At 63.0% G+C, this 25,133-nt stretch carries 26 protein-coding genes and 2 pseudogenes; 18 read left to right on the plus strand and 10 right to left on the minus strand.

The genetic code is table 11. The features are described from left to right. Positions 1 to 92: 92 nt before the first annotated feature. Positions 93 to 1,769, plus strand: coding sequence for a PucR family transcriptional regulator (locus tag LFT44_RS21460; RefSeq protein ID WP_236803112.1), 1,677 nt, complete (start codon positions 93 to 95; stop codon positions 1,767 to 1,769). A 236-nt stretch (positions 1,770 to 2,005) separates the two neighbouring features. Here LFT44_RS21460 and LFT44_RS21465 read toward each other — a convergent pair whose 3' ends face one another. Next, positions 2,006 to 2,278, minus strand: a complete 273-nt coding sequence (locus LFT44_RS21465; protein ID WP_236803113.1) for a hypothetical protein — start codon at positions 2,276 to 2,278, stop codon at positions 2,006 to 2,008. A gap of 1,007 nt (positions 2,279 to 3,285) precedes the next feature. Beyond that, the gene (locus LFT44_RS22050; protein WP_272910893.1) at positions 3,286 to 3,399 is read right to left on the minus strand and encodes a DUF2905 family protein; all 114 of its coding nucleotides are present in this window, start codon (positions 3,397 to 3,399) and stop codon (positions 3,286 to 3,288) included. A 211-nt stretch (positions 3,400 to 3,610) separates the two neighbouring features. Between LFT44_RS22050 and istA (LFT44_RS21470) the strand changes: the two genes are divergently transcribed. Both istA (LFT44_RS21470) and istB (LFT44_RS21475) read left to right on the plus strand, forming a co-directional pair. Further along, on the plus strand, positions 3,611 to 5,164 hold the full coding sequence (gene istA, locus LFT44_RS21470) for an IS21 family transposase (protein WP_236801303.1): 1,554 nt from the start codon (positions 3,611 to 3,613) through the stop codon (positions 5,162 to 5,164). Continuing rightward, on the plus strand, positions 5,161 to 5,949 hold the full coding sequence (istB, locus tag LFT44_RS21475; RefSeq protein WP_236801304.1) for an IS21-like element helper ATPase IstB: 789 nt from the start codon (positions 5,161 to 5,163) through the stop codon (positions 5,947 to 5,949). The genes istA (LFT44_RS21470) and istB (LFT44_RS21475) overlap by 4 nt, the downstream gene beginning before the upstream one ends. Before the next feature lie 639 nt (positions 5,950 to 6,588). Here the strand turns inward: istB (LFT44_RS21475) and ftsH are convergent. The 3 genes from ftsH to LFT44_RS21490 form a co-directional block, all read right to left on the minus strand. Continuing rightward, entirely contained in the window at positions 6,589 to 8,586 is a 1,998-nt protein-coding gene (gene ftsH / locus LFT44_RS21480) for an ATP-dependent zinc metalloprotease FtsH (RefSeq protein ID WP_442863790.1), read from the minus strand. 64 nt (positions 8,587 to 8,650) lie between these two features. After that, positions 8,651 to 8,950 carry a DUF4193 domain-containing protein gene (locus LFT44_RS21485; protein ID WP_066431719.1) on the minus strand — a complete coding sequence of 100 codons (300 nt, stop codon included), beginning with the start codon at positions 8,948 to 8,950 and terminating at the stop codon, positions 8,651 to 8,653. 135 nt (positions 8,951 to 9,085) lie between these two features. After that, positions 9,086 to 9,580, minus strand: a complete 495-nt coding sequence (locus LFT44_RS21490; RefSeq protein ID WP_082699141.1) for an Hsp20/alpha crystallin family protein — start codon at positions 9,578 to 9,580, stop codon at positions 9,086 to 9,088. 313 nt (positions 9,581 to 9,893) lie between these two features. On the opposite strand from LFT44_RS21490, the gene LFT44_RS21495 reads away from it, so the two are divergent. The 12 genes and pseudogenes from LFT44_RS21495 to LFT44_RS21550 all read left to right on the plus strand — a co-directional run bounded on the left by LFT44_RS21495 (position 9,894) and on the right by LFT44_RS21550 (position 19,578). After that, positions 9,894 to 10,319 (plus strand): Hsp20/alpha crystallin family protein, encoded by a 426-nt coding sequence (locus LFT44_RS21495; RefSeq protein WP_236803115.1) that lies wholly within the window; start codon positions 9,894 to 9,896, stop codon positions 10,317 to 10,319. 210 nt (positions 10,320 to 10,529) lie between these two features. After that, positions 10,530 to 10,850, plus strand: coding sequence for a hypothetical protein (locus LFT44_RS21500; protein ID WP_157360897.1), 321 nt, complete (start codon positions 10,530 to 10,532; stop codon positions 10,848 to 10,850). A 41-nt stretch (positions 10,851 to 10,891) separates the two neighbouring features. Further along, entirely contained in the window at positions 10,892 to 11,170 is a 279-nt protein-coding gene (locus LFT44_RS21505; protein WP_066431710.1) for a hypothetical protein, read from the plus strand. 165 nt (positions 11,171 to 11,335) lie between these two features. Continuing rightward, positions 11,336 to 11,880, plus strand: a pseudogene (locus LFT44_RS21510) (YceI family protein). A 417-nt stretch (positions 11,881 to 12,297) separates the two neighbouring features. Continuing rightward, positions 12,298 to 13,974, plus strand: coding sequence for an IS21 family transposase (gene istA, locus LFT44_RS21515; protein WP_236803116.1), 1,677 nt, complete (start codon positions 12,298 to 12,300; stop codon positions 13,972 to 13,974). After that, on the plus strand, positions 13,971 to 14,789 hold the full coding sequence (gene istB, locus LFT44_RS21520) for an IS21-like element helper ATPase IstB (RefSeq protein ID WP_015062048.1): 819 nt from the start codon (positions 13,971 to 13,973) through the stop codon (positions 14,787 to 14,789). Before istA (LFT44_RS21515) ends, istB (LFT44_RS21520) begins: the two co-directional genes overlap by 4 nt. A 922-nt stretch (positions 14,790 to 15,711) precedes the next feature. Next, positions 15,712 to 15,852 (plus strand): annotated as a pseudogene (locus LFT44_RS22055) (hypothetical protein); the annotation flags it as partial. Positions 15,853 to 16,037: 185 nt separating this feature from the next. Next, positions 16,038 to 16,466 carry a DUF4913 domain-containing protein gene (locus LFT44_RS21530; RefSeq protein ID WP_174180878.1) on the plus strand — a complete coding sequence of 143 codons (429 nt, stop codon included), beginning with the start codon at positions 16,038 to 16,040 and terminating at the stop codon, positions 16,464 to 16,466. Positions 16,467 to 16,726: 260 nt separating this feature from the next. Further along, positions 16,727 to 16,987 (plus strand): ribbon-helix-helix domain-containing protein, encoded by a 261-nt coding sequence (locus LFT44_RS21535; protein WP_174180906.1) that lies wholly within the window; start codon positions 16,727 to 16,729, stop codon positions 16,985 to 16,987. After that, positions 16,987 to 17,226, plus strand: a complete 240-nt coding sequence (locus LFT44_RS21540) for a toxin (protein ID WP_236803117.1) — start codon at positions 16,987 to 16,989, stop codon at positions 17,224 to 17,226. The genes LFT44_RS21535 and LFT44_RS21540 overlap by 1 nt, the downstream gene beginning before the upstream one ends. Positions 17,227 to 17,342: 116 nt before the next feature. Next, positions 17,343 to 18,584 carry a UPF0158 family protein gene (locus LFT44_RS21545; protein ID WP_236803118.1) on the plus strand — a complete coding sequence of 414 codons (1,242 nt, stop codon included), beginning with the start codon at positions 17,343 to 17,345 and terminating at the stop codon, positions 18,582 to 18,584. Between the two features lie 172 nt (positions 18,585 to 18,756). Further along, positions 18,757 to 19,578, plus strand: a complete 822-nt coding sequence (locus LFT44_RS21550) for a hypothetical protein (RefSeq protein WP_236803119.1) — start codon at positions 18,757 to 18,759, stop codon at positions 19,576 to 19,578. Between the two features lie 623 nt (positions 19,579 to 20,201). On the opposite strand, the gene LFT44_RS21555 is transcribed toward LFT44_RS21550, so the two are convergent. From LFT44_RS21555 to LFT44_RS21575, 5 genes are all read right to left on the minus strand, one after another. After that, complete coding sequence (locus LFT44_RS21555) at positions 20,202 to 20,540, minus strand: YnfA family protein (RefSeq protein ID WP_236803120.1); 339 nt, start codon at positions 20,538 to 20,540, stop codon at positions 20,202 to 20,204. A 33-nt stretch (positions 20,541 to 20,573) separates the two neighbouring features. Then, a complete protein-coding gene (locus tag LFT44_RS21560; protein ID WP_236803121.1) occupies positions 20,574 to 21,104 on the minus strand; it encodes a DinB family protein in 531 nt (176 codons plus the stop codon). Continuing rightward, positions 21,101 to 21,619 (minus strand): GNAT family N-acetyltransferase, encoded by a 519-nt coding sequence (locus tag LFT44_RS21565; protein WP_236803122.1) that lies wholly within the window; start codon positions 21,617 to 21,619, stop codon positions 21,101 to 21,103. Before LFT44_RS21565 ends, LFT44_RS21560 begins: the two co-directional genes overlap by 4 nt. 35 nt (positions 21,620 to 21,654) lie before the next feature. After that, positions 21,655 to 22,002: an ArsR/SmtB family transcription factor gene (locus LFT44_RS21570; protein ID WP_236803123.1), complete on the minus strand. Its 348-nt coding sequence runs from the start codon at positions 22,000 to 22,002 to the stop codon at positions 21,655 to 21,657. A gap of 72 nt (positions 22,003 to 22,074) precedes the next feature. Continuing rightward, a complete protein-coding gene (locus tag LFT44_RS21575; RefSeq protein WP_236803124.1) occupies positions 22,075 to 22,815 on the minus strand; it encodes an aquaporin in 741 nt (246 codons plus the stop codon). Positions 22,816 to 22,860: 45 nt separating this feature from the next. Between LFT44_RS21575 and LFT44_RS21580 the strand changes: the two genes are divergently transcribed. The 3 genes from LFT44_RS21580 (at position 22,861) to trxB (ending at position 25,106) form a co-directional block, all read left to right on the plus strand. After that, positions 22,861 to 23,535 (plus strand): metalloregulator ArsR/SmtB family transcription factor, encoded by a 675-nt coding sequence (locus LFT44_RS21580; RefSeq protein WP_236803125.1) that lies wholly within the window; start codon positions 22,861 to 22,863, stop codon positions 23,533 to 23,535. 143 nt (positions 23,536 to 23,678) lie between these two features. Next, positions 23,679 to 24,101: an arsenate reductase ArsC gene (locus tag LFT44_RS21585; protein ID WP_236803126.1), complete on the plus strand. Its 423-nt coding sequence runs from the start codon at positions 23,679 to 23,681 to the stop codon at positions 24,099 to 24,101. Between the two features lie 27 nt (positions 24,102 to 24,128). Then, a complete protein-coding gene (trxB, locus tag LFT44_RS21590) occupies positions 24,129 to 25,106 on the plus strand; it encodes a thioredoxin-disulfide reductase (protein ID WP_236803127.1) in 978 nt (325 codons plus the stop codon). The last annotated feature ends 27 nt before the right edge of the window (positions 25,107 to 25,133 follow it).

Here is a 25,133-nt window from a genome sequence, read left to right on the forward strand (position 1 = left end):
GTATTCTCGATGCACAGAGAGCAGCCGAAGGTCACGCGCGGACTTCACGCTACGATGAGGCCCAAGTTATGGACGGAGACGAGGGATCCAAAATGTTCGATCGGCTTATCGCCGAGGAAATCCTCAGCACGGCAGCACAGAGGGCTTCAGCGCTGCCGTTCTGTGAAGTGGAGGACCTTTACCTTGCGGTGAACGGCCAATTGCGACCCACCCCCGACCGCACAGCAAAAGCCCAGGATCAGGATGTCCTTCGCCTCCATGGCAGGGATGCGGTGCTCCCGGAGTCCGGACGAGAATGGCGATACGCGCTGTTCACCTTCGGGGACAGCGGCGAGCTGAACGGGTGTCTGGTGCTATCCGCCCCCAGCGCCCCGGGGCCGCCTCAGCTGATGCAGCTCCGGAACCTGGGAGGGCCCAGGCCGGCGGCGTCCCCCGGAGACCCAACCGCAGGACACCCACCGGAGGCAACCGGCCAGCTGCGCTACCCTGACGGCAGCGAGGACACTGAGGAGCGTCTCCTGTCCCTATCGGCAACGGTCCTGAAGCTTGAGGCGCGTGCCAGGGTCCAAAATGCCCTGGACCGCACAATGATTGCCGACCTCGGGCAAAGGGAATCCAGGGAAGCCTACGTGGCGGAGGTTCTTTCAGAACTGACGGGCCGTCCGATTTGTATCGAGGACACATTTGGCAACATCCGCGCTGCAGCCGGCATTGGTCCAGGCCGCCCCTACGCCCAGCCAGGGCCTGGCGCGCGGGCACGGATCGCCCAACTCTGGCTTGCCTCCGGATCCCCGGTGCGGGAACCTCGAAGGCTGGTGGCTTTGGTGCTGCCGGACAAGGATGTCCTGGGGGCAATCTGCATGCTGGAAACGGACAAGCCGTTTACTGACGAAGACGTCTTCGCTTTGGAGTATGCCAGGCGGATCCTGCACGTCGAGTTGGCGCATCGGCGCAGCCTTGCCCAGGTGGAACTGCGGCTTGGCCGAGATCTCGTGGATGAGCTCATTGCCGGGATGGATCAGAGGGCCGCAGTTTCGCGTGCGCAAGCACTCGGGTATGACCTCGGAGCCCCCCAGCATGTCATTGTGGCACAGTGGCAGCCGATGACGGGGGGCGATTCTGCGGTGGTCGCCCTGCGGAAAGCCCTCGGGGAACTCCGCACGGCCTCGCTCGTTTCGCAGGGCTCCGACATGACCATTGCCGTGGCCACCGGCGCCCCGACCGGCGCCGAGCTCTTTAAAGTCATGTCAAGGCTGCTGCACGGCGCCTCCGGGGCGGTAGGCGTCGGCGGCCCCTGCCAGGAGGTCACGCAGATTCCGCGTTCATTCGCGGAAGCCCAGCGTGCGCTGCACATTCGGACCCATTCAATCGAGCCCTCCGGCCTCACCCGCTTTGATCAGCTGGGCATCTACCGCATCCTCGACACAGCAGGCGGCCAACCGGATCTGGCTGGCTATATCGATGAGTGGCTGGGCGCCCTCCAACACACCGATGACAGCCGCGGTTCTGATCTGGTGCATACCCTGGCCCAATACCTGGACCACGGTGGCAATTATGACAGTACCGCCCAGAGCCTGACCATCCATCGCAGCACCCTGCGGTACCGGCTGAAGTCCATCCGGCAAATCACGGGCTTCGACCTGGCAGACCCGGAGATAAGGCTCAACCTCCACGTCGCCACCCGGGCCTGGCGTCTTCGCCCGCAAACTTCGGCCGGGACGCGGCCCAGGGCCGGTATGAGTTCGACGGACAGAAGATCTCCAGCGTGACGGATCTCCTGGCCGCTATCCGGAAGAAAGAGCCAGGGCAACAATCCGACGTCACGCTCCAGCGCGGACAAAACACCAACACCAACACGGTGAAAGTTACCTTGTGACGCACGGCTGCCGAATAGGCCCGCCTGGCACAACAATTCCTCAAGGGATCCGGGACGGCGTTACTCGGCCGGGGCATTGCGGCCGTTCCTTTCGGCATTGGCAGGAAGTAGTACCGGGCAGAAACCGCTTCACTGTGGCGCCGTCCGCCCAAGCAGCAGGATCCGTTCCGGCGGCTGGCTGTTTGTCGGGTTCAGGATCCATGAGTTGTCCGGGATCGGCCGCGGCTTTGTTCGGCGCAGCTTGCGTATCAAGATGGCGAACGGCAGTAACAGCAGCTGCAGGATGCCGGCCGCTATTAGCAGTGTCACCAAGAGGACGAGGTACGGCAGGTAGAGGAGGAAGATGCCGACAAGGGCGGTAAGGTATCCGGTGCTGAATCCGAGGATCGTTCCGGGATCCACGTTTGCTCCCCAAGGGTTATCTGGAGTGGTGGGTGGAGCCCCTGCCTCGTGCTCGTCGGAGGCTTACCCTTCTCGGGCGTATAGCGGCGTGGTTTCGGTGAAGGCGGGCTCGCCATGGCCTCAGGCGGTGGCGGTTCGTTCCTGGGGAGGCCGAGGCGACCAACGTTGACCCGTTCCGCCTGCGGCGAAGATGAAAGACGACGGTGGTGGTCAGGCCGGTCCAGGCGAATGCTGCGCCGATGACAAGGAGCACTGCTGGAAGCGTGTCCACTGCGGCACTTCTCCTAAATACTGAAGGAGTCTGCGGGCGATCCCTGGTAGGTGCTGATCATTAACGTGGTGTTGGCTTTAACCCAGGCTGAGCCGCTTGGGCCGCAGGCGCATGGGTGAGGCGCGCGCCTGCTCCTGCAGGCAGAAATCTGTGGGGGAGTAGGGGGAGTTGGGGGATCTCACAGCGGCCTCCGCCTGAGCTGATGCGGGGCTTGCTGCAGGACTTAGTTGAGTTATAGCGCGGGTTTCTTCCCTAGTCAATAGATCAAACGCAGCCTCCTTTCTGGGGTGTCCCCAGAGCAATTCACAGAGTCAATAATTGATTTTCCGTCAACCTGCCTCGGCCGGACAACCTGTGCCTGCTGACCACGCAGCCCGAAATGGTGCCGACTTTGATCCGTCCATCGCTGGGGTCAATTCGGGTTATCCACGGCTGAAATTGGGAGCGAGCGGGGGTAGCTCCCTGGCAGCAGTAGCGGTGGATAACCTAAGAGAATTTTCCCGGTTGCGGGCGGTACGGCGGGGGCTTCCACACTGAAGCCTGCAACCTATCCCTATTGTTAGCGGTTGTGAGTACCATACCTCCCGTCGGCAGTTTGGGGCGTGCCCCAAAGCCTTGGTCTATATGCCAGGTCTCACTCGCCGATATTGGAGATTCCTTCAACCTGATTAGGCTCTGACGAACTGGCAGTGGTGACTCTATTCCGTCCACGGTAAAGTGTGGCCGTTTGGCCGCTTCATTGGCGGATCAGAGCAATTAGCAGACTGACCACCACCGAAACGACGATCATCGAGACCCAAGGGAAGTAGACCCGAACGTTCCCGCTGTCGATGCGGACATCCCCAGGCAAATGCCCGAACCACGACTGTTAGCGGCCATGAAAAACTGCCCATAGGCGGCCACGAAAGTGCCCACTGACGGCCAGTAAAACTGCCCGATGGTGGCCATGAGATCTGCCCACTTCTTTTACTGAACCGACCGCGCCTTAAGCGGCGGGAGCCTCTCCCTGGGGTTTGATGACGGTGTCTAAGCGCACCAAGCGAACCAGGAAGAGGCCCTGTATGAAGTCTGACGGAGAAATCATGGAAATTCTTGCTGCCTACGATCTGACCGGATCGTTGCGCGCCACCGCGGAGCTCACGGGCTGCTCGCACCACACCGTTGCCAAACACGTCGCCGCCCGGGACGCCGGCCGGCCGATCGGGGAACCAACGGCCCGGGGCCGGGTCACCGACCCGTACCTGCCTAAGATCGAAGAATGGGTGGAGGCCTCCAAGGGCCGGATCCGGGCCGATAAGGCCCACGCAAAGCTCCTCGCGCTGGGCTATACGGGTTCGGAACGCTCCACCCGACGGGCGATCGCTCAGGTCAAGGCGGCATGGCGGCTGGGTCACACCCGCGTCCACCGGCCCTGGATCACCGAACCGGGCATGTGGCTGCAGTACGACTTCGGCGACGGGCCACGGATCGGCGGGGTGAAGACCATCCTTTTCGTGGCGTGGCTGGCGTTCTCCCGCTTCCGCATCGTGATCCCGCTCAAAGACCGGACGGCGCCGAGCGTCTTCGCGGCCCTGGACCGGTGCTTCCGAATCCTCGGCGGAGCACCAACGTATGTACTCACGGACAACGAGAAGACCGTCACCACCGCCCATGTTGCCGGGGTCCCGGTGCGGAACCAGCAGACCCTGGACTTCGCCCGGCACTACGGGGTGACCGTGCTGACCTGCCAGCCCGCGGACCCGGCAACCAAAGGCGGAGTCGAAGCGTCCGTGAAACTCGCCAAGGCCGACCTCGTGCCCAAAGACACCAATCTCCGCGACGAATACGCCACGTTCGCCGAAGTCGAGGCCGCCTGCCAGGCGTTCATGGACGAGGTCAATCACCGTGAGCACCGGACGACGCGGCGGAAGCCCGCGGCCATGCTCGCCGAGGAAGCCCCGCGGTTGCACCGGATCCCGGATACTGCTCACACGGTCGCGTTCGGTCTGGCCCGCATGGTTCCGGAGAACACCCCGATGGTCACCTTCGAAAACGCCCAGTACTCTGTCCCGGCCCACCTGCTCGGGGCCCGGGTGTTCGTCCGAACCCACGGGACCGGGCCCGGCGAGCAGGTCATCATCGTCCACCACGGCGCCGGTGGTCCGGTCGAAGTCGCCCGCCACGACCGGGCCCGGCCCGGCAGCCCCGCCATCAACGACGAACACTTCCCCGGAACCCGGACCAGGGTCCCCGGCGATTACGAGGTCAGGGCCCGCAGCGCGGACGAGGCCGCGTTCCTGGCCATCGGCGAAGGCGCCAGAACCTGGCTGATCGAGGCCGCCGCGGCCGGAACGGCACGGATGAACGTGAAAATGGCCGAAGCCGTCACGCTGGCCAAAATCGCCGGCACCAACCAGGTCGACCGCGCCCTCGGCGACGCCGCCCTGCATGGCCGGTTCGCGCACCAGGACCTCGCCTCGATCCTGAACGCCAACATCCGCCGCACCACCACTCACGCGGCCAACGAAGCGAGCTCGCTGACCCAGGGAACAGGTGCGTGGGCCGCGATCGGTAACCCCGCTCTGAACACCGCAACCAACACCACGACCAAGATCACCCCGGAGGAGGCCCGATGAGCCCCGTCACCACGCCCAACACCGCCGCCCCTCCGCTACCGGCAGACCTGGAAACGTTGATGCGGTCCCTGAAAATGCCCCATGCCCGGGCGCTGGCACCGGACCTGATCGCGACCGCCCGCGCCCAGCGCTGGGAACCGGCCGAGGTCATCAGAGCCCTCTTCACCGAGGAAGCCGCTGGCCGGGCCCGGTCCATGCTCGCTTCCCGCCGCAAAGCAGCTGGGTTCCCGACCGGAAAAACCTTCGAGGCGTGGGACCAGGCAGCGTCCTCCATCCCCGCCCCGACCCAGCAAGCCCTCCGGACCTTGGAATGGATCAGCCGGCGGGAAAACCTGGTCGTCTGCGGGCCCTCGGGGACGGGGAAGACGTTCTTCCTCGAAGCCCTCGGCCAGCAGGCCGTCGAAGCCGGGATGCGGGTCGCGTGGTTCAGGCTCGAGGACCTCGGTGTCCTTATCCGCGCCCACCGCACCGATGACAGTGTCACCCGGGCCGTCGCCCGGATCCTCCGCGCCGAACTCGTGGTCATCGACGACATTGGCCTGCTGCCCGTGGCCACCGACGCCGCCGAAGGCCTCTACCGGGTCGTGGACGCCGCCTACGAAAAACGGTCCGTCGCGATCAGCTCCAACCTCCACCCCGCCGGGTTCGACGAGCTCATGCCCAAAACCCTCGCCACCGCCACCGTTGACCGGCTGCTGCACCACGCCCACGTCTGCCAAACCAGCGGCGATTCCATCCGCCTCACCCAAGCCCTCGCCGGAAAAGGAGTCACCCGACTGAACTGACCAACCCAACGATGGCCAATCCCGCCGAACCAATCAGTGGGCAGATCTATTGGCCATAACCGGGCAGTTTTACTGGCCACCAGTGGGCACTTTTAGTGGCCGTCCGTGGGCAGAAACAACTGGCCATTGACACACGACAACCAACCGTTCCAAGCCAGTACCCCAACCAGGACTACCAGCACCCCAACAACTACGAGCAGGGGACCAAAGTCACGGTTCATTAGCTGACCTCCTTGCCATGCAGTTGTGTTCGCAGAACCTGGTTTCCGGTCCTTTTCCTGAAGAGGTGTCGGGTTGGGTGTAAATTTCGGCGGCTCATGGGCGCTTATTGCTCCGCTACGCCGTCAACCTGATCCTTCAGGAGTTCCCAGAAGTCCCAGGCCCCGAACATTGTCATCATCTCCTGTCACGTCCGCCCATACCCATCAGCCCCCGCAGGAAACAAAAGGCAGGTTTGTGCCGGTTCCAGCGACCTTCTTTGTGATGCCGTGTTCACTGGTCCGGTATGGAACGGGAGAAAGGCTCCATCAGGTTTCCCCCAGTTCCAAGGGAACCGGGATCCGGCTTCTGCGCCCTCGTACAACGGCGAGAAGTGCTCTTTGTTCGTGCTTCACGAGCCGGTTGCCAGAAAGGATTGATTTACCCTTTGGTACTCATCTCTGCCGGTGCGGCGGGGGAGCGGTGAAGTCCTGCGGCTTCGTAAATTTCCTGCTCGTCGAGGGTTTCTTTTTCCAGGACGCGCTGGGCAAGGGAGTCCAGGCGCCAGCGGTTTTCCTGCAGAAGCGTGAGGGCGCGTTGGTGACATTGTTCCACCAGGGTGCGTACTTCTTCGGCCACGGTGTCGAGCATGCCTTCGGAGACGCCCGCGGCGCGGGGGTCTCCTTCTTCGGGGAGGATCTGGACGGGGCCGATGCGTTTGGACATGCCCCATCGTCCTACCATCATCCTGGCCAGGTGGGTGCTGGTCTGCAGGTCGCTTTCGGCGCCTGTGGTGACGACGCCGAAGACGAGGTCTTCGGCGGCCATGCCGCCCAGTGCCCCGACGATCCTGCCTCGGAGGTAGTTTTCGTCGTACCCGTACCGGTCGGTGTCGGGGGTGGAGAGGGTGACGCCGAGGGCGCGTCCGCGGGGGATGATGGAGATTTTCCGGACCGGATCGGCGCCGGGTTCGAGCATGCCCAGGAGGGCGTGGCCGGACTCATGGTAGGCGGTGCGCCTGCGTTCATCCTCGGGCATAACAACGTTCCGCGCGGTACCGAGCTGGATTTTCTCGAGAGCGTCGAGCAGGTCGCGTTGGGTGACTGCGGGGTGGGATCGTTTCACCGCCAGCAGTGCGGCCTCGTTGACGAGATTGGCCAGCTCCGCTCCTGTCATGCCGGGGGTGATACGGCTGACAGCGTCCAATTCAGCGTCGGGGGCGAGCCGCACGTTTTCTGCGTGGACGCGCAGGATCTGCAGCCGGCCCGCCTGGTCTGGGGCGTGCACGGTGATGGAGCGGTCAAACCTGCCGGGCCGCAGCAGGGCCGGGTCCAGGACATCGGGCCGGTTTGTTGCTGCCAGGACCACGATCCCTTCGGATGAGGAGAACCCGTCCATCTCGGTCAGGATCTGGTTCAGTGTTTGTTCCCGCTCATCGTGCCCGCCCACTGTCAGGGAACCGCTTCTCTTGCGGCCGATCGCGTCGATTTCATCGATGAAGATGATGGAGGGTGCGGCATTGCGGGCGGCCTGGAAGAGTTCCCGGACCCGGCTGGCGCCGACGCCGACCACCATTTCAACGAATTCGGAGGAACTGGCGTGGAAGAACGGGACCCCGGCTTCACCGGCAGTGGCGCGGGCGAGCAGGGTTTTGCCGGTCCCGGGCGGGCCGCTGAGCAGGACGCCTTTGGGTGGTTTGGCTCCGATCGCCTGGTACTTTTGGGGGTCTTTGAGGTAATCAACCACTTCGGAGATTTCCGCTTCAACCTCATCGATGCCGGCGACATCCTTGAAGGTCACCCGGACCTTGTCGGGGTCCACGGGCTGGAACTTTTTCCCTGCCCCGAAGCCGCCCATGCCGAGCATGCCTGACTGCTTTTTGAACAGCCACAGGTAAAACAGGACCAGGAGCACGATGGGGGCGACGGAGATCAGCAGGTTGGCCAGGACACCGCGTTCGCTCACAAGCGGGGTAGCGCGGACGGTGGCGTTGTTTTGTTCCAGTTCGCTCAGCAGGCTGTCGTCAGCGAAAAGGGGACGTTCGGTCGTGAACCGGATATAACTGTTCCCATTGCTGCCGGGCAGGGGCTTTTCGGTCCGGAGGGTCCCGTCGATGGTCTGGCCCTTGGCGAAGACTTCCGCGATGTTGTTCTCCCGGACCTGCGCCTTGAACTCGGTGTAGGACACGGACACGGGTTTGCCCAACTGGTCCTGCACGGACAAGGCAGAGAACACTGCCAGATACAGCACCACGATCAGCAGGGTGCGCCACCACCGGCCTTTTTTCTTCCCCTGCCCGGGTTCGTCGGGCAGGCCTTCGGTCCGCCACGGTACTTTAGGCCAGGACCCCAGCGGTGTTCCTGCCCCGTTACGAGGGCTGTCCTGGCGGGTGGCTGAATCGCTCACTATCCACCTCCCGAATGTCTGAGCTGTGTTCATGTTTAGCCACTGGTTCCGCTTACGTCAACCAATCCGTCTCAATCAGGGAAGCGTCACAGGCTGCTCAGCTTTCGCATTCGATGCAGTACTTGTTTCCGTCCGTTTCCCTGGCGAGTTGGCTGCGGTGATGGACCAGGAAGCAGGACCTGCACGTGAACTCGTCCGGCTGGATCGGCACGATATGGACCAGTAATTCTTCACTGGAAAGGTCAGCGCCGGGAAGTTCGAAACTGTCGGCCAGGTCGCCTTCATCCACGTCAAGGATCGCCGCTGCGGGTGAGGCTTTGTCAGTCTTGAGCTCATCCAGTGGCTGCGCCGCCTCATCTTCGGCCTTTGTACGGGGCTCGTCATAGTCAATGGCCACTGGTCCTCCTCCATGTGGTAACCAGGAGACATCCCGGGAGCAACATCAGCGGTAAGGGCCCGTCCAGCGTGCGTGCGGACTGGACTTTCCGGTGCCAGCAGCGGGACGGACCCTCAGCCACTGGGTACCTTGGGTTTAGATGTTGGCTCCGGCATCTGTTCCGCTGCCACCGGCATTACTTTCGCCGGTGCTGGTTCCGCGGTTTGTTCCGGCTGCTTCGCCGCTGCGGGTGATGGGAATTTTCCGGGACGGGCTTTCCTGCTGCTCCGGCACCGGGATCCGGACTTCGAGGATCCCGTCGTTGTAGGAGGCGCGGATGTCTTCTTCCTTGACTGCCCCTGGCAGGGCCACATTTCGGGAGAACGTGCCGTACCGGAACTCGGAGCGGTATCCGCGCTTGTCCTTGTGCTCGGTCTTTTCCTCGTGCCGGACGTTGATGCGTAGATCGTCCCCGCTCAGGGTGATGTCTACGTCCTTGCCGGGATCGATGCCAGGCACCTCCGCTTTGACGACCATGGAATCGCCGTCACGGTATTCCTCTACCCTCAGCCAGGATCCTGTTTCCCCTTCGAGGAACCGCCGGATGGGATCTGCGATGTCGACGCCGGACCACCGCATGAGATTGCTCATCGTGTGCCTCCTGTCTGCTGCCCAGCCCGCACAGCCGACACGGCCCCAGGCCAGGATCGGATCGAACAGCTTTAAGATACGCGCGCTGCCGTTGGTTGTTAAGCCCCAGCCAGGAGGGCGTTACGGCCCAAGTTTGAGCCATTTACTGTTTTTGAAGGACGGGTAGAGGACGATGCCAACGAGAGGAATCAGTGCCAGAAGCCGGGGTCTTCCGCTTACCAAAGACTCTTTCCAATCTCAGGTGTCAGTGCTAAAAATCTATGTCAGCGGATATAGATCTATCCTGTCGGTTGCTGATCAGAGGAGGCATGTCATGTTGATGATGAGCGATCCGTTCCGGCAGCTCGACAGGTTGACGCAGCAGGCGCTGGGCACGGCTGCCCGCCCCACCGCGATGGCCATGGACGCCTGGCGTGACGGCAAGGAGTTCGTGGTCGCGCTTGATTTACCCGGTGTTGAACCTGAGTCGATCGATGTGAATGTCGAGCAGAACGTTCTGACCATCCGTGCCGAGCGTAAGGACACCGTTGGAGAGGGCATCGAACTGATTGCTTCCGAGCGCCCGCGCGGTGTCTTCAGCCGACAACTGCTTTTGGGTGAAGCACTGGATACAGAGAAGGTGAAGGCAAGCTACGACGGCGGTGTCCTCACGGTCCGGATTCCGGTGGCGGAGAAGGCCCGGCCCCGGAAGATCGAAGGTTCGTCCGGAGCCGGCGAGCAGCAGCAAATCAGCGCTTAACTGACCGGGAAGGAGGCTGCAGCCCACGGCTGCCTCTCCGGCGGTATCTCCTACAGGAGCACCACTGCGCCTCTTGGCGCACAGGCAGGATCAGGGCAGAGGCATCCTTCCTCCGAAGCGGTGGTGGGCTTGGTGCCACCCGGCGTCCGCAAGGCATCGCTTCCCATGACACAGGTTGTCCTGAGGCCAGGCGGCCTGAAGGTGACGACAATGACTATCCAATATATGAACGACGGTTTTGCCCCGCATGTGGACCGGGGATTCCAGACGGCAAAGACACGCCTTGAACCGAGCAGGCTCGATTGGGACCAGGACGGGGAGTCTGCAAAGCACTCCCGGGCCCTGGTGGAACATATCCTCGCCCTTGAACCTGAACGTGTCCCTGCCGTCACAGCCGAACTTTTTGCTGAGGCGATTGCCGTGGCGAACGCCGTGCGGCAAGCCCAGGGAAGAGGGCCCGTTACGTCGTTCCGCGCCCGGGACTTTTGGGAGATCCTCAAGGATCTGATCGACAGCGTCCTCGAACAATAGCCGCTCACCCTTAATTGCCGGAACGACAGGGGAGGATCAGCATGGATGCAGAACTTGAACAGCTGCGGACTCTCGCTCACGTGATCCTGACCGCCGAGACCGCGCTCGATACCGCCTACGCGGCGTTGCAGGCCTCCGCGTCGGCACTGCTCGCAAGCGGGTCCTGGTCCCTTACCGATGTCAGTGAAGCATCAGGACTAAGTGAAGGCGAACTGCTGGACCTGCTCACCTTGGGGGCCAACAACAGGGCCCTCGAACAGATGTTTCCCGAGGAATCGCCCGATCACGAGGGACCGGGTCCCCGTGGCGCTGTCGAATGAAGAAAGCAGGCCGGCTTCACGCTGATCGTCGCAGGAATCCAAAACCACTGTCATTGGCGCCATCGGCTTCCTGCTGATGGGCGCAGGCAATGGACAAAAAATCCCGGGTGCAGCAGTGTGGGGGTTGGTCATCCTGACCGATTTCCACTGCTAAGGAGATGCAAAATGACTCTGCCACACGGAATAACTTCAGGGGTCTGGGTTCTTGACATGTCGCACAGTGAGATTGCATTCACGGTCCGGCACGCAGGCATCAGCAAGGTACGGGGCCGCTTCCTCGAGGCTTCCGCCGAGGCCAGGATCGGAGAGTCCCTGGCCGACGCGTCACTGCATGCCACGATCAAAACTTCCAGTTTCGATTCCGGTGACGCCAACCGGGACGCCCACGTGAAAGGACCGGAATTCTTCGATGTGGAAAAATATCCGGAGATGACATTCCGAGCCACATCCATAGAAGGCGACGGCGAGGACTATACGCTGACCGGCGATCTCACCATCAAGGGAGTCACCAGACCGGTGGAACTGGAAGTGGAGTTCAGCGGTGTGGCCGTGGACCCTTTCGGTGCCACGCGCGCAGGCGCCTCGGCCGAAGCCGAGATTAGCCGTAAGGACTTCGGCCTGACGTGGAACGCGGTACTGGAAGCCGGCGGCGTGCTGGTCAGCACAAGGTAAGGATCAATATCGAAGCGGCGCTGGTCAAGCAGTCCTGACGCCCGCTCTGCAAAGTTTGCCCCTTTTCGCCTTTTTGTGGGTACTCCCCCGCCTAATTTGAACTGGCATGCACGGTTATTCGTAGGCCGGGAGTAGTAGTCTCGGGCGCATGGCGCTGTAAGGTGTTCAGATTCAGAGGGTCGGCAAGAAACTCATCGAGCCCGTTGTGCAGTTCAGGACCTGGGTTTAGCGTCGGGGCTGGAGGTACTTGATGGTGCAGAAAGATCCGGAAATGGGTCATCCCGTGATTCCGCCCGGGACGCCTGAATGTGGCTGTGACAGGTTTAGATGGCCCCGGTAGGACGGTTATATCTGGCCCCTCTTCATGACTCGCCGGGCGCTTGTGACGGTTATTTGTGGCCCCACCTTCAACGTTGGATTCATCAGTGGATGGATGCGGCGGAAGGTTGGTCTGGATGGAGTCGAGAGTGGAGTTGTTCGCGCGGATCCGAAGGGACGCCCGGGTTGAGGGCCTGTCGGTTCGTGCGTTGTCGGTCCGGTACGGAGTTCATCGACGAACTGTGAGGCAGGCAATGGATTCGGCCGCCCCTCCGGAGCGCAAACAGAGACAGGGTGTGTCCTGGAGGCTCGACCCGTTCAAGGGTGCGATCGACGCGATGCTGATCGAGGACACGATGGCTCCGCGGAAGCAGCGTCATACCGCACGAAGGATTTTGGCCCGGCTCATCGAAGAGCACGGTGCGCAGGAGCTGTCGTATTCCACGGTGCGTGATTACGTAAGGGTCCGTCGGGCCCAGGTTGATGTGGAGGCCGGACGCCGCGTTGAGGTGTTTGTTCCTCAGGAACACGCTCCGGGCGCGGAGGCCGAGGTGGACTTCGGCGAGGTCTATGTCGTGCTGAACGGGGTGAAGACGAAGTGCCACATGTTCATCTTCCGGCTATCGCATTCGGGCAGAGCAATCCACCGGATCTACCCAACCCAGGCCCAGGAAGCCTTCCTCGAAGGGCACATCGAGGCCTTCAAGGTTCTGGGAGGCATCCCCACTAAACACATCCGCTACGACAATCTCACCAGCGCTGTCACCGCTGTGGTGTTCGGGCAAGGCCGGCACCGCAAGGAGAACGACCGGTGGGTGCTGTTCCGATCGTTCTACGGCTTCGATCCCTTCTATTGCCAGCCCGGCATCGCAGGGGCCCATGAAAAGGGCGGCGTCGAGGGTGAGGTGGGCTGGTTCCGCCGCAACCGGCTTTCACCGATGCCGGTCGCTGGCTCCCTGGACGAGCTCAACGACCGGATACGGGCTTGGGAAGCCCAGGACGACGCCCGGCGGATCAACGACAGGATCCGCACCATAGGCCAGGACTTCGAGATCGAACGGCCATTCCTGGCCCCGTTGCCAGCCGAGGAATTTGATCCTGGCCTGGTGCTGAACCCGAGGGTCGATAGGTCCTCGATGATCACGGTCAGAATGGTGAAATATTCCGTCCCGGCCCGGTTCATCGGTCGGAGGCTCCGGGTCTCATTGCGGGCGTCCGAGGTCGTGGTGTTCGACGGCCGCACCGTAGTCGCCAGGCATCAGAGGGTCGCCGCCCGGTCCGGGCAATCAGTCCAGCTGGACCACTATCTCGAAGTCCTCAAGAACAAACCCGGAGCCCTCCCCGGCTCCACCGCTTTGGCCAGAGCGCGGGAGTCCGGGGCGTTCACGTCCGCCCACGAAGCCTTCTGGGCCGCGTCCCGCCGGGTCAACGGCGACGCCGACGGGACCCGGGAACTGATCGACGTCCTGCTCCTCCACCGGTCCATGAATGCCACAGACATTCATGCAGGGATCAGCGCGGCGCTGGGAGTGGGCGCGGTCAGCGCCGACGTCGTCGCGGTCGAAGCCCGCAGACACGCCACGACCTCTTCCGTGGGTGGGGCCAGCTCCGACCGTCATCCCGGTGCTCATGTTGAAGAGAAAGTGCAACGGGTTGTCAGTCTCACCCAGCGCCGACTCATGGACCCCGCCGCCGTCATTGCCGGGCTCCCGCCTGACATCCGTCCCCTTCCCTCGGTCAATGCCTATGACGAGCTGCTGGCCAAACGCTCCGAATACCCCGCAGGAACCGCGTCAAAGGAGAACATCTCATGAGCCCCACCGCACCGGCCACCGCCATCACCCCGACCCTGCGCCGGCGGCGCGGCCTGACTGAGCAGGCAGCGGTCGCCGCCGTGGACCAGGCCTGCCGCCGCCTGCGCCTACCCACCATCCGCGGGGTCCTCGATGAAGCCCTCACCGTTGCGGGAAAGGAACAACTCTCCTACCAAGGCTTTCTGGCCGAATTGCTACTGGCCGAGTGCGACGACCGGGACCGGCGCTCCTCGATTCGCCGCGTCAAAGCTGCGAACTTTCCCCGGGACAAGTGGCTCGGGGACTTTGATTTCGATGCGAACCCGAACATCAACCCCGCCACCATCCACACCCTGGCCACCGGGGACTGGATCCGCAAAGGACAACCCCTCTGCCTTATCGGAGACTCGGGAACCGGCAAATCCCACCTGCTCATCGGACTCGGCACCGCAGCCGCAGAAAAGGGCTACCGGGTCAAATACACCCTTGCCACCCGGCTCGTAAACGAACTTGTCGAAGCCGCCGATGAGAAAGTCCTGGCCAAGACCATCGCCCGGTACGGTCGCGTCGATCTGCTTTGCATCGACGAGTTGGGCTATATGGAACTGGACCGCCGAGGGGCCGAGCTCCTCTTCCAGGTCCTCACCGAACGGGAGGAGAAGAACTCCATCGCCATCGCGTCCAATGAATCCTTCTCCGGCTGGACGAAAACCTTCAGCGACCCGCGTCTCTGCGCCGCCATCGTGGACCGTTTGACCTTCAACGGCACGATCATCGAAACGGGCACCGACTCTTACCGCCTTGCTCACACGCTCCACCAACAAGCAGCGAGCTAAATCGCTGGACCCCTGCCGGTTGCCCGGTTGCTGGCGCCTCCGCGCTCTCTTGGTGGCCAGCTTTGAGGACAAGCGTTCCCTGAGGGATCGGCTTACGGACGTGTTGAGGATGGGCAGCGATCCATATTCAGTCGAGCCATGGGAAGCCCAGCGGGTTGGAAGATGCGCGACGAGACACGGTTTCGAAGTCGTGGAGCGCTGGCGTGAGTGGCAGGTTTTGGGGCTTTACCGATATTTCGCCCAGGACAGGAACGGGCTCGGTGCTGATGAACTGGCACTCAGTTATTGGGCCGACAACAGGGTCCGTATAGCTGGGCATCCTTGTGAAACTCTTGCTCGGAAGAACATACACCGACCCTGCATTCGTAGGCGCCTGGCCGTCCTCAGTTGAAGCGAATGAGAGAAAGATGCGGCGTTCCGCCCAGTGCCCGGCGGCTGCTCCCGGATAGAAGCACGCATTCAAGAATCGGCGGCATGACGATGACCGGATGGCGTAAGCAATAGCCCAGGTGGGGTCTTCGGTCGCGTAGATAGCGGTCGTTTTTGAGAACTCGTCCAGGCTGAAATCGAGGGGCTGCCTAGGGGTAAGCATCGACAGTCCTGCTGTCTGTGAACCGTGCAGCAGGAACTCATTAGTTGCGACAAGTTCGGCAAGACGAGTCCAAGTCTCGTCGCCGTGAGCTGGAGCGGGTGAATGCCATGTAGATCTATCCACGCTACAAACGCTAGCAGCGCCGCATCCGGACCCCTTGGAACCATGGGGTCGGCGCAGGACAATCATCGACCCTTTCGCAGGGCCGCGTATGAAGACCCTGACCATAGGACACCCGCGGGATCGGGGCAACTAAATTTCCTCAGTGGGGCCAGGAATAACCGTCATGCTGGGGCCAAAAAGGGTTGACATAGTCACGGCGGCGTCTCCGAAGTCGGTTACCTCGACGAGCTCTCACGCCTCATCGGCCAATACAGCTACATCAACGTCTCCCGCAGCCACAGCAAGAACGGGTCCTCCTCCTCACGCCAGGAAAGCAAGGACGAAATCCTGTCCGTCGCCGACCTGACAGCGCTGCCACGGTTCCGGGCCATCCTGCTCGCATCCGGGGCCCCGGCCACCATGATCGAAACGATTCCCTGGATGAACGGACCGCACGCCCAGAAGGTTAGGGACTCCCTCGCAGCCAAGGAAACAACTGAGCACGAGCCGGTGGCCGTTGCCGCCCACAACCCGTGGACGGACGGGGACAAGGCGTGAGTGAAGAGTTCGGGGACGCCTTCGGGGACGAAGAGGAGCAGTCCCCGCCCGGCGGGCACAGCCACGCTGAGCCCGAACCGGAACTGGTGTACTCCAGCGCCGTGGAATTCTTCGCTGACCTCCTGGCCCAGTCCTACGTCCGCGAAGTCAACGAAGGCGCAGCCAACGCGTGGTGCCCCGAGTGGTACAAACACCCCGAAGCCCTCATCCGGATGGAAGCCATCTGGCGGGCGTGGGAACACCTACGGCTCGAACCTGCCCTCGGCGTCAGCACCTGGTGGCTGAACCACGCAGACCCACACATGCGCATCCTCATGGACAAAGAAGGCCCCTTCAAAAAATGCGCCTACGACGGACACAAAACCCCCACCCCGGACAGAACTGCCCTTCCCCACAAGACCCCCGAAGCAGGAATCTTTGACTAGCAGCGACTGCCCTCCACTGCGCGCCTGGAAGCACTGCTTCGTTCAGGCAGGCGACCATGCTTTGCAGATCCTTGGAAGTGAGCTGCCTGTCAGAGCTGACACGCCACAGGTCTACCTGATGAGGAAGCCCACATGGGCGGGTCCATGAAGCCGTCCGTTGGCTGTTATGAGGACACGCTAAAGGGCGTTCACAGGGACGGCGAACATCGAGTTTTCTTTTGGACCTTCCACCAATGTCAATTTCGTATTACGATTTGAATGTGAGTGATGAGAAGATCAACGGAGTGCCGGTCACTGACGAGGTGATCCAAGCGTGGGCCGATGAGGCTGAGCGGGGCTATCCCGTCGAGCAACTGCGCAAGCGGGGCCGCCGTCCGGTCGGTGAGGGCCCCGGCGAAGTGGTACCGGTGCGCATGGATGCCTCCCTGTTGCAGGAGCTCTCTGCTCGAGCCGAGCATGATCACCTGAGCCGTTCGGAAGCTATCCGCGCGGCTGTCCGGGCGTGGATCAGCGCCGCGTAGTGCAGGCGCATTCATCTGCTCTTAAACATGGGATCAGCGCGGAGGATGGGATCTACGCGGCAGATCACGCGGTGTACGTTGCGGACCTCGACGAGGACAGCCCGGCCCGGCAGCTGAGGCTCGGATTCGACCCCGCAGGCCGGCTGATCGAACTCGTCGTCCTTCGGTTCGACAGCGGCAATGAGCTGCTGATCCATGCAATGAAAGCGCGAACCCAGTACCTGGACCTGCTCGCCTGAAATCGCTTCCCGTGCCTTCCCTCCTCGCGGCACCGCCGTCCTTCGGGATGCTGGTGTCCGGCGCCGTGCAGTAACGCGACGAAGGCGCCGCCGCGGTTCGTGCCATCCTTGGGGGTATGGCGCGAACCTGGTTATCGGTGACGGTGGAACTGCTCGGTGGTCGTGGTGAGGAGCTGTGGCCTTGGCCGGGGCGCATCTTCGCGGTCGGACCCTCGCACACCTTCTTGGATCTCGCCAACGCCATCAACGATGCCTTCGCCCGTTGGGACCGGGCGCACCTGTCAATGTTCACCCTGGGCGACGGCCGGGTAATCACGGATGAAGAGACGGGAGCCGAGTTGGCCGGATCCGGCGGTGGGCCGGTCATCACAGCTATCGACATCGCAGTTACCAAGGTCGCCCGGACCTTGGGGCCGGGGTCTGAGTTCCAGTTCATGTTTGACCTTGGTGACGCGTGGACGCACCGGTGCGTGGTTGGGGAGGCAAAGGTCGACCCGCTGGAGGTATTGGGTATCCGCCCTGATTTCCCCCTGGCCTACTGGGGCTGGGGCAGCATCCCGGACCAGTACGGGCGCCGGTGGGCCACTGATGACGGGGAGAGCCGGGTCCCGGCGAAACCGGGCGAACCGCATCCGATGCTGCTGCACGCGTGGCCCGCACAGGTCTCGGTGCCGATGCTCGACCTGTCCGAGATGCGTGAAGCCATCGCGGCAGCAGACGCGGCCCGCTTCCTCGCAGCCCTGACCGGACGCGACATCAATGACACCCTCCAGCAGGTGGGGGCCGGCATACCGATCGCCCTGAAGCACAGGCGCCAGGAAGCCGAACCCGTGGCACTGTCGGTCATCAACCGGCTGACCCGGCGCGGCTGCGCCGGTGACCAGGTGCTCGCCGAGGACCTGCTGGCATCCCTGCGCCGCTTGCCGCTGCCAGGCCGGGTTGTTCCCGTGGACCTCGACATGCTCAGCATCATCCTGGAAGGGGACCCCGATCTGTCCACCGGCGGCTACCTCGACCTTCACACCGGGCAGGCGTACGACGAGGCCGCCACTGACCCGATGATCGTAGGGCAGGACACCGCGATCGACGTAGAGGATGAACCGGACCGATGGCTTCGGCTGAACCGCACAAGTTCCGGGAACGGCTGGCAGGACATGGCAGCTTTCGCCGCACGGCAGCACGATGAAGCCCTCCGAGAGCGCCTGGAGCGGGCGATCGAGGGAAAAGGCGCCTTCTCCCGGTTCCGGGAAATCGTCCACAACGAGAACCTCAGCGAACACTGGTACGCCTTCTCGACCGACCGGCAGATGGGCCGCGCCCGCGAATACCTCGCCGACAACGGCATCCACGTGGGCTGACCCGGGCTCGGCCGGCTGATCCCTTCGACGTGCGGACCTACCCCGCCTGAATGGCCACTGGAAATTCGGGAGAGGTTTACTGTCACGCCAGGGCCAGTGTCGGGTACGGTGAACCCGGCACACTGGACAACATTCAGAGCACCCCTTGGTCGGGGAGCGGGCAAGGAATCTCATGGCCGGTAACGAGCACACCCGCGGCAAAGAAGTGGATGGTGGCACGCGGCCAGAGGAGCACGACGAGATCAGCGACGCCCTTGAGTGGATGCGCCTGACGTATGCCCTCGATTACGCCGCCCGCCCCGACTCCTGGGAACGGCCCGAAGACTACCCGCAGTCATGGAGCATTCGCGCCTACATCGACGCTGACATCCTCGAACCCGACTACGACACCTTCGACGCCGACGCCCAAGGCCGGGTCACCGTCGCCGAAGCCAGCGTCCACCTCGTCCCGGACGTTGGCAGCGTCAATCTCTTCGACACCTTGGACGCCCACAGCGCTGACCTGTCCCGATTCGCCGAAGCGTTCATCGTCGCCGGATCCGAACCCAGTCAGCTCAGCGTCGAGGGCGAACCGGTCCTAGAAGGCGATCTGATGATCGTGTCCTGGGTGAGCGTCCAGCCGCGGTTCCGTGGGCACCGGGCCGGGCACCAAATATTTAAGGCTATCCTCGGAGCAATCGGCCGCGGTACCGTCGTCACCGTCCTGCACGCGGCACCCGGGCTCAAGGACGATACGGATGAAGGATCCCTGAAACACCGGAGAGAATGCCGCGCCCTTGCCACGTACTGGGGCGAACTCGGATTCCGGCCACTGGACGGCAACATAATGGTCCTGACCTACGAGGACATGCTCGCCATGCTCGAGGACGAGGACCGGGAGGACACCGATTTCAACCTCGACGAGCTGCGTGATGTGCCGCTAATGCAGCTCTCCCAAGAGCAGCGCGACGCAGTGTTTAGGAACCTCCGAACCAAACTCGACGAATTGCCCTGACGCCAGGAGTCCAAGGCACAAAGGTGGGACTAGAAGCTGTCCATAGTTGTGGTCAATCCGGGTTATCCACAGCTGGAATTGGGAGCCCTGAGGATAGCTCCCTTCGCAGCAGTAGCGGTTGATAACCCATCAGGATTGTCCCCGAGTGTGGGCAGCGGAACCAATTGTCCAGACGGTTTCTGGACAATTGGGCAACAGGCTGTTGCCCAATTGCGTCCCTGCCCCGCGCAAGCTCCTCAGCGGGGCTGGCTGTCAGATTTGAATCTAAGACAGAAGAGTGGGGAGTGTAAGAACCGCCCTGAAGACCCTATTCTGACGCCCTTTTTCCTTGCTGCGGACGTCAGGTTGGGGTGTAATTCAGCTTTATGGCCAAGGGAGTTGGCGCAATAATGCAGCGTTTGAGGGGTGCGGATCGGCTAACCGCGGGACGAGACGTGCGAAGCATTGACCATCTCCGATTTGGGTGCGATATGCCTCTTCGCGGTGCGAAGGTCTTGAGCCCGCGTAGGAGCCGCCTGGCCTAGAGAATTGTGCGGAGGTCGAGGGTGTGAGCACTGTGGCCGCGTTTCGATGCCGGAGACCTGGCGTTGGAGGCGGAGAGATGCACGCCAAGCGCCAGTATCTCAACCTGCGTTGCGCGGTGCGAACATGATGACGGCGACCCCGAGCAGGCAGATCGCCGAGCCTGTGATGTCCCACCTGTCGGGCCGGAAACCGTCAAAGGCCATGCCCCACAGCAGCGACCCGGCGACGAACACGCCCCCGTAGGCGGCAAGGATCCGGCCGAAGTGGGCGTCCGGCTGCAATGTCGCAGCGAAACCGTAAATTCCGAGGGCGATGACGCCCAGTCCGGCCCACCACCAGGCTTTGCCTTCCCTGACGGATTGCCAGACCAGCCACGCGCCGCCGATTTCCGCGGCAGCGGCAAGAACGAACAGCAGGATTGTCTTCGCGATAGTCACAGGGCCATCCTTGCAGGCGTGCGGCCAGGCGGATTACCGGTGCGGGCGGTCCAGGCTGAGTTGTCCTGCATGGAAGTCGAAGTGTTTTGTCGGGTACGCGTAGACGTCGTTAAGTGTCATTGTGGGCGTGAAGAATGGATCCCACCGGTCCGGGAAGGGCATCGATCTGGACAGGGATGCTGTGCTCTCGCGCTCCAGCCGGCGGGTGATGACGTTGATGGTTTTGTCGGATTTCCGGGCCATCCGCCGCTGGTTGAAGTAGACCGCCGCCATACGGGAGCCCCAGTAATTGATGACGTCGAACGGGAGTGTGCCCGCGTTCAGCGCTGAGGCGAAGGCCTTGCCGATAGGTGAGGGGAGCCGGGTGATGAGGTGGACGAGTGGAAGCAGTGCGCGGACCACCATGTAGCCGAAAACCATGTGGAAGAGCAGTTCTTCGTTGGTCCACTTCGTGCCGTTGCTCTTGTGGCGAAGCTCCTCAGCGGTTGCACCGGCCAGCCACCTATTGAGCTCGGCCAGTGCCCGGCTGTAGCCGGCCAGAATGTCTTCCTTGGTCGGATTCACGTTGCCCTCCACGACCTTGGTGGGTTGGTTAGAATGCTGGGTGAGCGGTGTTCAATCAGGAGGGTGTCACGCCATTGGCCGTTCAGTGGGCCGTGGTTCATGCGGGCGATGCGCCGGCGGCGGCCGACTATGACGAAGCTCTTACTCAGATGAAGTTTGAGGCTGGACTCGTTCTCGGGGAAAACGCTGGCCTGGACAGTCCAGATGCCGTCGCGCTCGGTGGACCTGATAAGCGCTTCAAGGAGCGCTTTGCCGATACCCAGACCCCGGGCAGTAGAGGCTACGTACACAGAGTGTTCGACCACACCGGAGTAGACGGGGCGGGCGGACACCGGCGAGACGGCAGCCCAGCCGACGATCGCGCCGTGCGCGGTTGCGGCGACGAGCCGGTGTTGGGGAAGCCGGGAAGTGTCGAACCGGTCCCAGTCGGGTGCCACGGATTCGAAGGTGGCGTGGCCGGTGTCGATTCCCTCCTGGAAGATATCCCGAACCTCCGGCCAATGCTCCTGACGCATCGAACGAATCGTCAGACCTGGCGGCGCCTCTGTCGTCACAGGCTCTCCAGCAGTCCTGCGGTGCGTTCCAGGGCGCCGGGGACGAGCGAGAAGTAGGCCCAGGTACCGCGTTTTTCGCGGTGCAGCAGACCGGCGTCAACGAGGATCTTCAGGTGGTGGGACACGGTCGGCTGGGTGAGATCCAGCGGATCGGTCAGGTCGCAGACGCAGGCTTCGCCACCTTGGGCGCTCTTGACGATGGACAGCAGCCGCAGCCGATTCGGGTCGGCAAGGGCCTTGAAGACCGCCGCCCTGTCGTTCGCCTCGGCAGCGCCCAGGCTGGGCGCTGCCGGCGGGCAGCAACCGGTGTCCGTGGCTGATTCAAGCAGCGGCAGTGAGGTCATCTATCCATTATGCCCCGATATTGACGTTCATCAATGTGTCGCCAAGTGAGTGGTTTTTTGCCTGCGGGAAGACTATGGCTTTGTTGCCTTGGCGCTGTGCGGGATAACGACGTCATCGGCAGCGCGGGAGGCGGCCGGGAACAGCAGGAGCACCAGGCCCAGACCGATGGCCGCGCCGATCAGTTGAGCGATCACGAAGGGTGCCACCGATCCCGGCGCGATACCGGCGAAGGTTTCGCTAAAGACCCGGCCGATAGTCACTGCGGGGTTTGCGAACGAGGTCGAGGACGTGAACCAGTACGCAGCGCCGATATAGGCACCGACAGCGGGTGCTGCGAGGGCGCCGCGGTTGGTAGCTGCAAGGGTGAAGATCAGCAGGATCAGCCCCGCCGTGGCGACAACCTCACCAAGCACGTGCCCGGTGGTGGCACGGTCCTTGACGGAGATGGACGTTCCGACCTCAAACATGGCATTGGCCAGGACGCTGCCGCCGATCGCCCCGGCCACCTGCGCCGCCAGGTAGGCGCCCACGTCCGGCAGGGAGAGTCCTGAGCCGCTGCGCCGGCCCAGGAACCAGTCGGCCAGGGACACGACGGGGTTGAAATGCGCGCCGCTGACCGGACCGAAGACCAGGATCAGCACCGTCAGCCCCAGAACGGTCGCTGTGCTGTTCTCGAGCAGCTGCAGGCCCACGTCATTGGGTGAGAGCTGCTGGGCGGCGATCCCGGAACCAACGACGATGGCAACGAGCAGTGCGGTCCCGAGTAATTCAGCAAGGGCGCGGCGCCAGAACGGCGGCTGGTGTGAAGTCATGAAACCAGCTTGACCGAAAGAATTAACTCAGTCAAAATTGAATCAATGAAAACTGAGGCAGATGAATCTTTCCAGGCGAGGGTGGCCAGGCATGCGGCTCTTGCCGATCCGGCACGCCTGCGCATCGTGGACCTCCTGACACTCGGGGACCTGTCTCCCACCGAGCTGCAGTCGGAGCTGGGCATGCCCTCAAACCTGCTGTCGCACCACCTCCGAACCCTGGAAGACGCCGGCCTGGCGACCCGGCACCGGTCCGAAGCGGACAAGCGCCGCAGTTACTTCCGGCTTGCGGCCGGGGCCCTGGATGGACTGGTGCCCGGAGTGGTCCAGAACGCCGGCCGCGTCCTGTTCGTCTGCACCCGCAACAGCGCCCGCTCCCAGCTGGCCGCCGCCCTGTGGCGCCAGGTCAGCAGCATCCCGTCGGCCTCTGCCGGAACACACCCCGCGGACCGCATCGCGCCCGGCGCGGTCGACGCCGCCCGCCGCCACGGCCTGGACCTGCCCGACATCGCCCCGCGGTCCCTGGATGAGGTGGCCGCAGCGGCAGACTTCGTCGTTACCGTCTGCGACAACGCCCACGAGGAACTGCCCGGGATCCGCTCCGTCCACTGGTCCGTTCCCGACCCCCTACGCCTGGGAACAAAGGAGGCCTTTGACCGAGCCTTTGATGACATCGCCCACCGCATCACCGACATCGCGCCCCGCCTCAACGCCGCCTAACCAAGAGGGCACCACCGCACATATTGACATTCATCAATGTATAGCCCGATACTCGCTATATCGATCATCATCAATGTTCGGTTGGGGAGCGTTACCGGCACCATGCAGTCCACACGTCACCAATCGATTCCAGGAGAAATACCGTGAGCACCGAAACCGCCAAGAAGCCCTCCGTCCTGTTCGTCTGCGTCCACAACGCCGGGCGTTCCCAGATGGCCGCCGCTTTCCTCACCACGCTGGGCAAGGGCCAGATCGAGGTCCGCTCCGCCGGGTCCCAGCCGGCTGACAAGATCAACCCCGCCGCCGTCGAAGCCATGGCCGAGGTCGGCATCGACATGTCAACCGAGGTCCCCAAGGTCCTCACCACCGAAGCGGTCAAGGAATCCGACGTGGTAATCACCATGGGCTGCGGCGACGAATGCCCCTACTTCCCGGGCAAGCGCTACGAGGACTGGGTCCTGGAAGACCCGGCGGGCAAGGGCGTCGAGTCCGTCCGCCCCATCCGTGACGAGATCAAGACCCGCATCGAGGGCCTGATCGACTCCCTGATCCCGGCCGCCAAGTAAACCCCGAAACTTGCGAGGAATACGCCCATGAGCAACGAACAGCTGATCATTATCGGGTCCGGCCCCGCCGGTTACACCGCCGCCATCTACGCCGCCCGCGCCGGGCTGGAACCGCTCGTGCTGGCCGGCTCGGTCACCGCGGGAGGTGCGCTGATGAACACCACCGAGGTGGAAAACTTTCCCGGCTTCCCCGGCGGCATCCAGGGCCCTGAGCTGATGGACGGGCTGCAGGAACAGGCCGAGAAATTCGGCGCCAAGGTCGTGTTCGACGACGTCACCGAAGTCCAGCTGTCCGGTCACCTGAAGACCGTCGTCACCGGAGCCGGCGAAACCCACCAGGCCCCGGCGATCATCCTCGCCACCGGCTCCGCGTACAGGGAACTCGGCCTCCCTGAAGAGAAGAAGCTCAGCGGCCACGGGGTGTCCTGGTGCGCCACCTGCGACGGGTTCTTCTTCCGCGAACAGGACATCATCGTCGTCGGCGGCGGCGACTCCGCCATGGAGGAAGCGACCTTCCTGACCCGGTTCGCGAGGTCCGTCACCGTCGTCGTACGCAAGGATGAACTGCGGGCCTCCCGGATCATGGCGCAGCGCGCCAAGGACAACCCCAAGATCAGCTTCGCGTGGAACTCCGCGATCACCGCGATCCACGGCGACCGCAGGGTCACCGGCGTCACCCTGACGGATACTGTCACCGGTGAAACCCGCGAGCAGGCCGCCACCGGCATCTTCGTCGCCATCGGCCACCTGCCGCGCACCGAACTGGTGGCAGGCCAGGTGGATCTGGACGAGGAAGGCTACATCAAGGTCGATGCCCCCACCACGGTCACCAACCTCTCCGGCGTCTTCGCCTGCGGGGACGCGGTGGACCACCGCTACCGGCAGGCCATCACCGCTGCGGGAACCGGCTGCGCGGCCGCCCTGGATGCCGAACGCTATCTCGCCGCCCTCGATGATGCAGACAGCATCGCCACCGCGTTAGTCGAAGAACCCAGCCACGCCTAAACCGGGAACAGGGAGGGGGTGAGCGCG

It is taken from the genome of Arthrobacter sp. FW306-05-C, assembly GCF_021801725.1.
Lineage (GTDB): Bacteria > Actinomycetota > Actinomycetes > Actinomycetales > Micrococcaceae > Arthrobacter.

What these genes read in the sequence shown, in the direction of transcription:
- LFT44_RS21460 (WP_236803112.1), top strand. Translation starts at nt 93, where the DNA reads ATGTTCGATCGGCTTATCGCCGAGGAAATCCTCAGCACGGCAGCACAG.
- istA (WP_236801303.1), top strand. Translation starts at nt 3,611, where the DNA reads ATGAAGTCTGACGGAGAAATCATGGAAATTCTTGCTGCCTACGATCTG.
- istB (WP_236801304.1), top strand. Translation starts at nt 5,161, where the DNA reads ATGAGCCCCGTCACCACGCCCAACACCGCCGCCCCTCCGCTACCGGCA.
- ftsH (WP_442863790.1), bottom strand. Translation starts at nt 8,586, where the DNA reads ATGAACACAGCTCAGACATTCGGGAGGTGGATAGTGAGCGATTCAGCC.
- LFT44_RS21490 (WP_082699141.1), bottom strand. Translation starts at nt 9,580, where the DNA reads ATGAGCAATCTCATGCGGTGGTCCGGCGTCGACATCGCAGATCCCATC.
- LFT44_RS21495 (WP_236803115.1), top strand. Translation starts at nt 9,894, where the DNA reads ATGTTGATGATGAGCGATCCGTTCCGGCAGCTCGACAGGTTGACGCAG.
- LFT44_RS21500 (WP_157360897.1), top strand. Translation starts at nt 10,530, where the DNA reads ATGACTATCCAATATATGAACGACGGTTTTGCCCCGCATGTGGACCGG.
- LFT44_RS21505 (WP_066431710.1), top strand. Translation starts at nt 10,892, where the DNA reads ATGGATGCAGAACTTGAACAGCTGCGGACTCTCGCTCACGTGATCCTG.
- istA (WP_236803116.1), top strand. Translation starts at nt 12,298, where the DNA reads ATGGAGTCGAGAGTGGAGTTGTTCGCGCGGATCCGAAGGGACGCCCGG.
- istB (WP_015062048.1), top strand. Translation starts at nt 13,971, where the DNA reads ATGAGCCCCACCGCACCGGCCACCGCCATCACCCCGACCCTGCGCCGG.
- LFT44_RS21545 (WP_236803118.1), top strand. Translation starts at nt 17,343, where the DNA reads ATGGCGCGAACCTGGTTATCGGTGACGGTGGAACTGCTCGGTGGTCGT.
- LFT44_RS21550 (WP_236803119.1), top strand. Translation starts at nt 18,757, where the DNA reads ATGGCCGGTAACGAGCACACCCGCGGCAAAGAAGTGGATGGTGGCACG.
- LFT44_RS21565 (WP_236803122.1), bottom strand. Translation starts at nt 21,619, where the DNA reads ATGCGTCAGGAGCATTGGCCGGAGGTTCGGGATATCTTCCAGGAGGGA.
- LFT44_RS21570 (WP_236803123.1), bottom strand. Translation starts at nt 22,002, where the DNA reads ATGACCTCACTGCCGCTGCTTGAATCAGCCACGGACACCGGTTGCTGC.
- LFT44_RS21575 (WP_236803124.1), bottom strand. Translation starts at nt 22,815, where the DNA reads ATGACTTCACACCAGCCGCCGTTCTGGCGCCGCGCCCTTGCTGAATTA.
- LFT44_RS21580 (WP_236803125.1), top strand. Translation starts at nt 22,861, where the DNA reads ATGAAAACTGAGGCAGATGAATCTTTCCAGGCGAGGGTGGCCAGGCAT.
- trxB (WP_236803127.1), top strand. Translation starts at nt 24,129, where the DNA reads ATGAGCAACGAACAGCTGATCATTATCGGGTCCGGCCCCGCCGGTTAC.